The following is a 10,073-nucleotide window of genomic DNA, read 5'->3' on the forward strand; positions in this document are numbered from 1 at the left end:
TTTGTGCATCATTACAATGCTAATTTACAACTCTAAATGCCTACTTTTCTTTGACGTGAGTTTTATTCTCTCGATCCTTTCCTTCAGGGCACTACCCAGCGTCAGCGATCAACACCCAAAATCGCCGGGCCCATCAAAGGCGTTTTTACCCGCACTGGAACCACCTTTTCTGCTGCTCCGTCAATGACGGTGACGCTGGCAATTCCTTCACCGACAGCAGTGATTACACCATCTGAATTTACTTGCAATACATTGGGGTTGCTAACGAAGTAGCGAGTGCCAGTAGAGCCAAATTTTAGGTCTGGAGAGTCAGTAAGACCTTCAATTCCCACCAGTAATGAGCGCTTTACTCCTTTTGTTAAAGTCACGGCTTGCGGGTAAACATCCAAACCGTAAATCTCTGCTAGTAGCGCATTCCACTCGTCATCGTTAGCAGGAATCGGCAATTCGCCCACTCGCGCCGCAGTCACGGCTTGCAGGTTGTTGCGACTCGCGCTCAAAATTGAAGTACCGTCAGCCAGCCCCGTCACTTTCCCAAAAGCGTCAATGGGTGCTACCCCTGGGTTTAACGATGTGTATGTCAAATAAGAAGCTGGCAGCACTACACCTTTTTGGTCGGCAAAGTCGCCCAAAACTGTCAATTGTGTACTCTCTCCAGCATAAAGCTGGGGGCGACGCTGGGCGAAGTCCAAAGAAAGCAGCGGTGCACCGCTGACGTTAACCGTTACGAGCGCTGGTACTCCCCAGTTCAAGCCATCGCTGGCCGCCAATTCAAAGCTGGCAATACCTGAGAATCCCGGCGCGGGTTTGAAGGTCGCCGTCTTAGTATTAGGATTGAACAGCACCGTACCGTTAACAGGATTGAGAGCGTTGTAGAAGATGGAGTCGCCTTCGGGGTCACTTGCCTTACCGACTAAGGGTATGACTGTCTCCAATTCTGTATGGGTACTGGTTGAAAATGGCGATGCGACAGGCGGCCGGTTGGCAATGAAGCCGAAGTTGCTGTTGAGAAGAGTTTGGTCTGCTGAGTTAATGCTTCCATCCCGGTTGAGGTCGAGGTCAATTGTATAACCGGGGTCAGTCACCTTGCGCCCTAAAGCATTATCTAGCAGTTGCCTGTCAGTGGCATCAACTCGGCCGTCACCGTTGATATCGCCTGCTACGTTGAGTTGTAAAGAATACGCGCCACTGGTTGAACTTGATGCACCGCTCAAATTAAGCAGGTTCAAGCCAGAACGCTTGATGGCAAATAGAGAATAGGTACTATTTGTATCGCTAGATGTGAGAATCGGTGTCAGCCCACCTACTTCTGGCAGTTCAGGGAGCAACTGACTCCCGTCTTTTGATTCGACTGAAATCCCGACGAGTACAGTGTCCGAAGCTGTGGAATTGAGTTCGGAATTAGTAATGCTAAAGGTGTATTGGTTCGGTGAACCTGCATCGTTATTACCTGATGCTGTTTTGGCTGTAAATGTGTAAGCGCTACCTAAATCGGTAGGTACTTTATTATTGCTTCCAGGCGGATCTACGGGCAATATAATTGGGGGCGGCAGCGTATCAAAAGCCCCTTGAACATTAGGCCCTGCTGTTGGTGTTGGTGGTTGATGCAAGCCCAAGGGGTCAAAGTCAATAATCGGCGGCAAGTCGCCATCGAGGGTGGGGGAAGTTGGGCAAGTACCCGCACCGCTATCTGCAAACAAATGTAAATTGCTCGCGTGATTAAATTTTTGGGCCCAGTCTGAAAAGTCAAAATTGAGCAGCGATAGAGAGTTGAGGAGTTGGTGCAGCGCGTCACGGTCATCCACACCACCAGGAACTAGGGCGCTGGGGGTGATAATTCGTTCCAGGATGAATGTCTTTCGCGGGCGAGGAGTTTTTGGGGGAGAATTCTCAACCCCTTTATTCTTGCGGACTTGAAAGCCTTTTGAATGCCAACCCATACACTGAAGCCCCCGCTCTTAGTAATGACCTTGAAAACCCAGGCAGTTAATTGAGTATATTAATTAACTACGTAGATTTGAAAATTAGCTAATTAAACAGTACCATGTAAATCATGCAGCGATCGCAACTTGTAAACACCAGTCAGTTTTTTGTGTAAATTAATACATAACTTGCGCGCGAGTGTTTAGAAACCGGGTTTTTTTACGAAAAGACGCATTGTAGACCGCAGATTCGGTAAAAAACCCGGTTTCTCGGTCTCCATGCGTCCAGGACTGAAATTGCAACGTTTCTGTATAGCAAGATACTAATTGCTGGCATTGCCAATGTTTTTCTGTGCAGCCTACAATTTATAACTCCCAACATCATGCAAAATGGTGAAAAATTTGCACGCATAGAAAGTCAAGAAAAATTGTGCCCCGACTTAACTAAGGAAGAGGAGAAATCCATATCTCAAAATCCGAGTGAAGATTCTCGAACAATTTTTTCTGGCCCCAAACTCAAATCAACGGTACAGTGGATACCGCACCCAGACGGATATTGGATACTCCGCAACTCAGAAGGCGTTACTTGCTTGCAAGTTGACAATTCTGACAAAGAGGTAATGTCACAGTTTGGCTTGCAGCCGATCGGCGATATCGCATCGGAATATGACATTACTTTGGAGGATTTGCAATACTTGTTGCGGATGCTGGCAGAAACTGGAATGTTAGAGGGAACCCAACCTCCAAAACCACCCCCAAATAAATTCAACATTCAGCAATTATTGTCTTTCCAAATTCCCCTGTTCAATCCCGATGCTTGGCTAACCAAACACGCAGGTAAACTCCGCTGGATTTGGACGTGGCAATTGAGCTTTTTTCTGGGTGTTTTAATCAGTGCTTCTCTTGCTGTGTGGCTGGCTTTGGCTGACGAGGTTTTTGCTTCCAATCAACAGGTTTGGGCAACAGGGGAAATTACAACACTGGTAACATTTGTGCTACTGATTATGGTAGTAGTTGGTCTGCACGAATTAGGTCACGCTTTTACTTTGAAGCACTACGGCGGTGTTGTCCCAGAAATGGGGCTGCTGTTTTTGTGCTTGATACCGGGATGCTATACGGATACCACAGATCAGTACAGTTTAGTGAGGCGGAAGCAGCGCGTTTTGGTAGTGGCAGCAGGCGTGTTGGTGCAGGTGGCTATCTGGGCTTTTTCGGTTTGGGTTTGGGTTTTGTCTGATCCTAATTCTGGATGGCATTTTGCTAGCTATTTGCTGATGGCAGCTACGCTTGTCACTGTAGTTTTTAACCTCAACCCTTTGAATAAGTTTGATGGCTATTATTTGCTAGTTGCTTTGACTGGGATTAACAATTTGCGATCGAGGTCTTTTCAATTTTACGATCGTTTGCTGCGGAGAGAACACATTTGGGAAGAACCTTCAGACTGCTGGATTTTGGCTGCTTATGCTCCTTTTAGCATAGCTTATACGGTCTGGTTTTTAGGTTATCTGTTCTCTGCTGTTGTTCAGTGGGCGGTGCAAAATATGCCGAGGTTTATCGATTTTTCTAAATTTAACTTGCTGTCTGGCAGTTAAACAAACAGTCCTGGAGGCACGGGGGCAAAAAACCCGGTTTCTGCGTCAATATCTCTCGCCTCCATCGACTATTTTTCGTAGAAACCGGGTTTTTGCGTCCAGGACTAAGAATCAGCGGGAAAGTTAAGTAATTATTTAGGAGTGTGTCGCAATGAACGGATATGAAAAGTTAGGAGTAGCGGTTGTTTCTGGGGTTCTTAGCTTGGGCTTCTCTGAGTTGGCAATACCTGTACAAGCTGCTGTTCTGACGCAAACTTATACGGTAAATTTGAAGCAGCAGCCAGTTAATAGTAATCTGAATGGTGTGCTGCCTAAGTTTAATTCGCTTTTGGGGACGCTGTTAAGGGCTTATGTTACAGTTCAGTCAACGGTTAACAGCGATATCAGTATTGTTCCTGCTAGCAATTTTACTGGTACTGCGGTAACGAATGCTCAAATTGCTGTGAATTTACCTAGTTTAAAAGCTGACCCCAATTTGGTTTTGAGTTTGTTTGCAAATCCGCCGGAAATGAGTATTGAATCTGGGGCTGCGGGGGCTAGAGGTGGGAGTGCGATGGCAGGAGTTTCAAGGAGTTATAGTTCGCCGCAGTCTCTAAATATGTTTAGTGGGTGTGCGGGGGATTTAATTGCTGCTAGCATTGCGGCAATGGGTACTGTGAGAGTTTTAGGAACGCCTGCAACGGTCACTTATGCGGGCACTGTCGCGGTTGATTCAACGCTTACTCTCACCTATGAGTACGAGTCTGAGTCTGAAACTGTGCCGGAACCTACTACGATCGCAGGTGTTGGTTTAGCTTTTGGCTTGGGGTGCTGGTGGAAGAGGAAGGTGGGGAAAAAAGCTTTTAAATAAGATGTATAAGATGCGATCGCCCGATCGCTCCTTTGAGCAATTATACTTTCGGGTTGTGGAGTCAGGTGAAGAAGGTGTCACCTTTAACGTTTAGCCCTCTGCCAAATAGGGGCTTCTCGCAAGTTTTTTGAGGGGCTTAATTTCCTTATTCGTCCACCGAACAAAAAGCCCTGCCGGAAGCAGGGCTAAATTTAGCTATAGTTGACAGCAGAGACGGTATAGTATAACCGCCCTGCCTGCTCTTTGCCGCTCTTAGAACGTGAAAGTAGTTCTCAGAGTACCGATAATGATGTCATCATTATTGCGGTCTTGATTTGGGTTAGTAATCCAAATGACGCCCGGAGTCACAGCAATGTTATCCGAGAGCTTGAACTTGTAGAAGCCTTCAAAGTGCCACGAAGTATCGTTGTTGAAGTTCCGCAAACTGCCAGGAGCCTCAAGTTTATCCAAGTAAGGCTCGCGCCCTACCACAAAGCCCAGCAAGTTGCCTTCTTTCCCTAAATCGGGCAAAGCCAAAGTGGCTGCGTAGTTCCAAATTCTCGCATCGCCGACGCCGAGAATACGAGCATTAGTTAAACCAGCCCAGCCGCCAAGGATAAATCTCGGGCTTAGTCGGAACGAAGCCTGAGCGCCGTAGGAGTTGCTGACAACTTTGCGAGCGCGGAAGCCGTCAAAGCCTTCGCTCAAACCGTTGAGGGAATTAGCCACGCCGGTGCCTGTGAAACCGCCAAGTTTGTCAGGCCCGTTGCCTAAACCATTGTCAAACCCGAAGTTACCTCGGCTAAAGTAACCGTGGTTGTAGTTGAAAGCAACTTGCAAGTTGCGTCCGGGGGTAAAAGTCAACTGGCCCATCGCTGCGTAGTCGCCGTTGAACAAGCCTCCGCCCTTAGCGGGACTGGCTGCATTTGAGGCCAAATAGCCGAAGGACAGAGAAGTCGGGCCGAACACGCCGCCCAGCAAGCCTCTGCCGCCGAAGGCGTAATCGAAGCCGATACCAGCACCGCCACCTAGGCGATAAATTGGGTTGCTCTGACCGAAGGCGCTGAGGGAACCACTACCGCCGTCAAAGTCTTCAAAGTAAGGGTTGACGGTAGGGATGAAATCGTTCCAAATACCGTTAGCGGCTTCAATGGTAACGTTCAACCGATTGCTAACGGGGAACTTGTAAAGCAAGCTACCCAGGTGGAAAACGTTGTCAGTTCTGCCAACTACGTTCCAGGTTTGAGTGCCCTCGCTGGTAGCCCCCAAGTTAAAGTTTTGACCGTTGCCCACATCAAGCCTGGTCAGCAACAAGTCTCTGCCGGTGAAGCTTGTATTTAAATTGAGACGTACCCGCTGTTGGAATACGGCTTCATTGTTACCCGTGCCGACTCTTCTGTTGTCTCTGCCAAACAAGCCATCATTGCCGCCAAAGTCGTCGCTGAGGGCAAAAATTGCTTCCCCAGTCAGTTTGGTAGTAGTTGAGAATTGGTTGGCTTCAAGTTCGGATGTGCGAGCTTCCAGAGCATCGACGCGGCCGCGCAGGGTTGCCAGTTCTGCTGCAAATTCTTCTTGGAGCCGTTGGAGGGCTGCCAAGTCGTCTTTGGTCGCTAGGTTGGTTGTACCTGCTTTAATCAGTTCGTTAACTTTGTCTAAACAAGCGTTTAAACCGGCGGCGAATTCGTAGCGGGTCATTGCCCGGTTGCCCCGGAAGGTGCCGTCGGGATACCCGGCAATACAGCCGTAGCGCTCGACTAGGGATTGCAGTGCTTGGAATGCCCAGTCTGTGGGCCGCACGTCGGACAGTTGAGATACTGAGGTAACTTGACCTTGAGCTTCGCCACCAGCAGCACCTTCGCTGCTGTACTCGTTGAGCTGTTCTAATGTGGCGGCTGGGTTTTGAGCTTGTGGTGCGGCAGTTTGGGCTACAGATTCGGCCAGTTTGGGCAAACTTTCTTGTGCTGGCGCTGCCACTGCCGGGGCGGTAGTTTCTAATTGAACTGCACTGATTTGCTCCTCGACAGCGGTAGCTGCTGGGGCTGCATTTTCTAGTTTCGCTGCTGGGGCTGAATTTTCTACTGGTTGAGCGACTGTTGGCTCAACTGCTGCTAAAGATTCAGTTGCAGGTTGTGATGCAGCTTCAAGATTTGTTGCTGCGGGGTCTGTGGTGGCGGAGGCGATCGCGCTGCCCGTTGCAGCAGGGCTGGCATCTGCAATCGCTGGCTTGGTTTCGCTGCCTGTTCCTTGGGAAATTTCTTCGACTGGCTTTAGTGCTGCGGTAGTTTCGTCAACAGCAGCTAAAGCATTGACTTTGGGTTCGGAGGTTTGACCTGTTTCAGCTTGGGCAGCTTGAGGCCCCAGCGCATCAGCAGCCGGCTTTGCGTCTGCTGCCATCGCGCTCGAAGAAACTACTAGGGTAGCTCCTAAGACTGCTGGGCTGATTAGTAGGTAACTCCACAAAAATTTCGACATATTCACTCTCATCCTCACACCGATTACAGAGAAACTTTTCCAGTCTTCTATGTGGTCAGTAGTTGCTAAACCAGCATACTTTAAAAATAGACCTAAAATGCACTTTTTCTTTTGATTCTTGGGGACTAACTTAGTGTATGGATGTGATTGGCTGCTGTCGGGTGCCTGTTTGTCACCATGTACTCAACTGCCTCAAAACCTTGCCATACTTGGACTTTGGATTGATTGGACTACTGACACTTTAGGCGCTGGGCAACCTATTTACTTTTTAGCACAGCACGCCCGGATCGTCTAGGCTGATTCGACTTTTGGATCCAAACCGTGTCCGAGGACGCTAAAGACTCCGCGACGATCGAACAATTCTAATAAATCGGCGTTGATTTTGTTGTGAGCTGCTTCTTGCCGCAAAATTTTCATTGCTGCATCTGTACGTAGAGCTCGTTTGTAGGGGCGATCGCCCGCAGTTAGGGCGTCATAAATATCGGCGATCGTCATCAATTGCGCTTGAATGGGGATTTCTGTCTGTGTTAGACCTCGCGGATAGCCTGTTCCGTCGAGTTTTTCATGGTGTCCGTAGGCTATTTGGGGAACATTTTTTAGATCCTTTGTCCACGGAATTTGGCTGAGAAATTCGTAAGTGTGAGTTACGTGAGATTCGATTGCCGATCGTTCTGCCGGTGTCAGGTTGCCTCTCGACACCATCAATTGCACGATCTCATCTTGGCTCAGCAACGGTTTAATTGCCCCGTCTATATCTCTGTAAGTTTGCCGAGAAAGTTCTAGCAGTTGAGCTAGGGGTTCTTCTGCCAAAATGTGAGGTTCGTTGGCCTCTATCAGGACTTCCCAATATTCTGCTAATTTGGTTTTTGCGTCTGCTAGCACTGTGTCTAGCTGTTCTATTTCCTGGCATTGAGCGCACTCTGGCCCTTCCTCCGGGTGTTTTCGGTAAGCTGAATGCTCTAGCAAATATTTATATTTTGACTGGACGCATTCCATTTCCAGCGTGCGCTGAGCTAGGGCGAAACGGTGGCGAATGATTTCTAGCTGTGAGGGGTAGAGCTTTTTCTGCTTGGTCAAAACTGCTTCTGGTACTCCGATTTTGCCAAAATCGTGCAGCAGGGCGGCGTAGCGAATTTCTTGAATTTGACGGTTGTTAAAGTAAATAGAGCGCAGCCATCCGCTGCTGACGGCGTTTACTTCTTCTGACAGGCGTACTGTCAGGGCTGCAACTCGTTCTGAATGGCCGAAGGTACATGGATCTCGGGCTTCTATGACTTGCACGCTTGCTTTGACGAAGCCCTCGAACAAGTGTTCTATGCTTTCTTGGAGTTGATTGCGCTCGATCGAGATTGCTGCTTGAGAAGCGAGCGATCGAACTATCCTTTCTTCCCATTCCGAATACTGCTGCGTCGATTCCCAGGCATTCTCTGCCGTCAGCACCTCATCGGCCTTTTTTTTGCGGTTGATCAGTTGCAGTACCCCTATTGTCTCGCCCTGTCTGTTTTGCATCGGCAGCACCATTACCGAGCAAGTGCGGTAATTAATATCCCTGTCAAAACTGGTATCTAGCTGGTAGGGTACGTCGGGTGGCAAGTCATAGGCATCAGACAGGTTCAAACTTTGACCTGTAATTGCCACGTATCCCGCCAAGCTTTTGTCTGTCAGCGGCAGGGCAAACTCCTTAAACGACAGTCTGGGTTTGGAACCGTTTTGGGCTACCTTGAACAGCAACTTAGATTTCGCGTCGCTGTGATCTACCAAATAAACGCTGCCCGCATCGCTGTAGGTGATTTCCCGGCTTTTGGATAAAATCAAGTTTAACAAGCCGCCCAAATCGGGGGCGCTAGAGAGCGCCGCCCCAATATCCAAAAGCTTTTCTATCAGCTCTGTTCTTTGAGCAGATTCGTTCAAGAACTCTGGCCTTTCAAATACGATCATGGTCCGAGGATGGCGAATAGCCTTTAATACATTGGACTTGTTGCATCTAGACTTTCTCACACCCGATTTTAACCCAGAGTCGATATTTTCTTTTGAGCGGGCTTTCTGCTCTTGGGACTGTCGCTAGATGCAGTGGCTGCTCACAAAAGTAGAACTCTTCTAATTTAGCGCAGAAATCTCTTGGGCTAGCGCCAGGTCTTTCTCAGTTAAGCCTCCGGCATCGTGAGTTGTCAAGTTAACTGTTACTTTGTTGTAGGAGATTTCTATGTCTGGGTGATGTCCTGCTGCTTCTGAGGGGGCAACTAACTTATTGACAAAGGCGATCGCGCCGATAAAATCTTTAAATGAACGGGTACACCGCAGTTTCCGACCTTCCACAGTCGGGCCCGATAATAGACTGGCACGCTCTTTAATTTCACTATCGCTAAGTAAGTCTGCCATGATTTTTTTTTCTTTTGGGATGAGCTTTTTGGCAGATTAACAGCCCACCTGTAAAAAATCCTACCAAAAACTATCCGCTCTCACCAATAGTGTTGAGGCTCAAGTTTTGATACTTAAGATTTAACACTATTTGAGGTGAGAGCGGTCTAGCGGGTCTTCAGATTAGAACCTGACTGCCGGGAGAATCCCTAGCTGAGCCTGGTTCCCGATGGAATTCGTTTCCAGTTGGAAACGACGGCTGACTGCTAGTGAGCGGCCCCGGCGCACAGCCGGTAGTTTCCAATCTGATGACCCATGCATTTACTACTTTCTATCATGGGCATCACCTCCAGGATTAGCTAAATGGCTTCATATTTGAACGCACCTCACCCAAATACAAGATTTGGTGTGAGGATTTGTGCGCTAGCCCTTGCCAGCGTAACTGAAAGAACCTGCGTTCTGAGTCTCGTTTCAGCAGTCACAATTCTTAGAATAACACAAGGAATTGGAAGTGGGGAGATGCAAATTAATCTTTTTGCAATATCTGAACCAACTATTGTATCGATCTCTACAACAGCCAGCGGGCGATCCAATAGCTGCAAGCTTCGCTAGCGAGCTTTTGAACGGATTGCTTTCTGTGTGGGGCGGGTATAAAGAGGGAAATGTGCGATCGGATTACTGAAATCAAAAAAGCTCCTACCGAGCGGCAGGAGCTTTTTAAACATTGAGGGTAAAGCCTAAACTAATTTATCTTACCCTTTCAAAATGTTGCAATTTTTGATACTTCGCACTGATTAGAGAGCGTTACCGCGAGGCAGAACTTCTTCAGGGAAGATGAAGTTTTCGTGGGGTTGGTCGGTCGGAGCCATCCAAGCACGAATGCCTTCGTTAAGCAGAATG

6 protein-coding genes and 1 pseudogene are annotated in these 10,073 nt (G+C 48.2%); 2 read left to right on the forward strand and 5 right to left on the reverse strand.

Going from position 1 to position 10,073, the window contains the following annotated elements:
* Positions 1-101: 101 nt before the first annotated feature.
* The gene (locus JGK39_RS30355; RefSeq protein ID WP_293298561.1) at positions 102-1,940 is read right to left on the reverse strand and encodes a dockerin type I domain-containing protein; all 1,839 of its coding nucleotides are present in this window, start codon (positions 1,938-1,940) and stop codon (positions 102-104) included.
* A 365-nt stretch (positions 1,941-2,305) separates the two neighbouring features.
* Here JGK39_RS30355 and JGK39_RS30360 point away from each other — a divergent pair, with 365 nt between their 5' ends.
* Both JGK39_RS30360 and JGK39_RS30365 read left to right on the forward strand, forming a co-directional pair.
* The gene (locus tag JGK39_RS30360) at positions 2,306-3,514 is read left to right on the forward strand and encodes a site-2 protease family protein (RefSeq protein WP_293261275.1); all 1,209 of its coding nucleotides are present in this window, start codon (positions 2,306-2,308) and stop codon (positions 3,512-3,514) included.
* 151 nt (positions 3,515-3,665) lie between these two features.
* Positions 3,666-4,364, forward strand: coding sequence for a PEP-CTERM sorting domain-containing protein (locus tag JGK39_RS30365; RefSeq protein ID WP_293261272.1), 699 nt, complete (start codon positions 3,666-3,668; stop codon positions 4,362-4,364).
* Between the two features lie 252 nt (positions 4,365-4,616).
* Here the strand turns inward: JGK39_RS30365 and JGK39_RS30370 are convergent, their stop codons facing one another.
* The 4 genes and pseudogenes from JGK39_RS30370 to JGK39_RS30385 all read right to left on the reverse strand — a co-directional run.
* The gene (locus JGK39_RS30370) at positions 4,617-6,815 is read right to left on the reverse strand and encodes an iron uptake porin (RefSeq protein ID WP_293298564.1); all 2,199 of its coding nucleotides are present in this window, start codon (positions 6,813-6,815) and stop codon (positions 4,617-4,619) included.
* A gap of 291 nt (positions 6,816-7,106) precedes the next feature.
* On the reverse strand, positions 7,107-8,753 hold the full coding sequence (locus tag JGK39_RS30375; protein WP_293298567.1) for an HD domain-containing phosphohydrolase: 1,647 nt from the start codon (positions 8,751-8,753) through the stop codon (positions 7,107-7,109).
* Positions 8,754-8,912: 159 nt separating this feature from the next.
* Positions 8,913-9,194, reverse strand: coding sequence for a 4a-hydroxytetrahydrobiopterin dehydratase (locus JGK39_RS30380; protein ID WP_293261263.1), 282 nt, complete (start codon positions 9,192-9,194; stop codon positions 8,913-8,915).
* A gap of 773 nt (positions 9,195-9,967) precedes the next feature.
* Positions 9,968-10,073, reverse strand: a pseudogene (locus JGK39_RS30385) (photosystem II protein D2); the annotation flags it as partial.

The organism is Microcoleus sp. PH2017_12_PCY_D_A (assembly GCF_020738565.1).
GTDB lineage: Bacteria > Cyanobacteriota > Cyanobacteriia > Cyanobacteriales > Microcoleaceae > Microcoleus.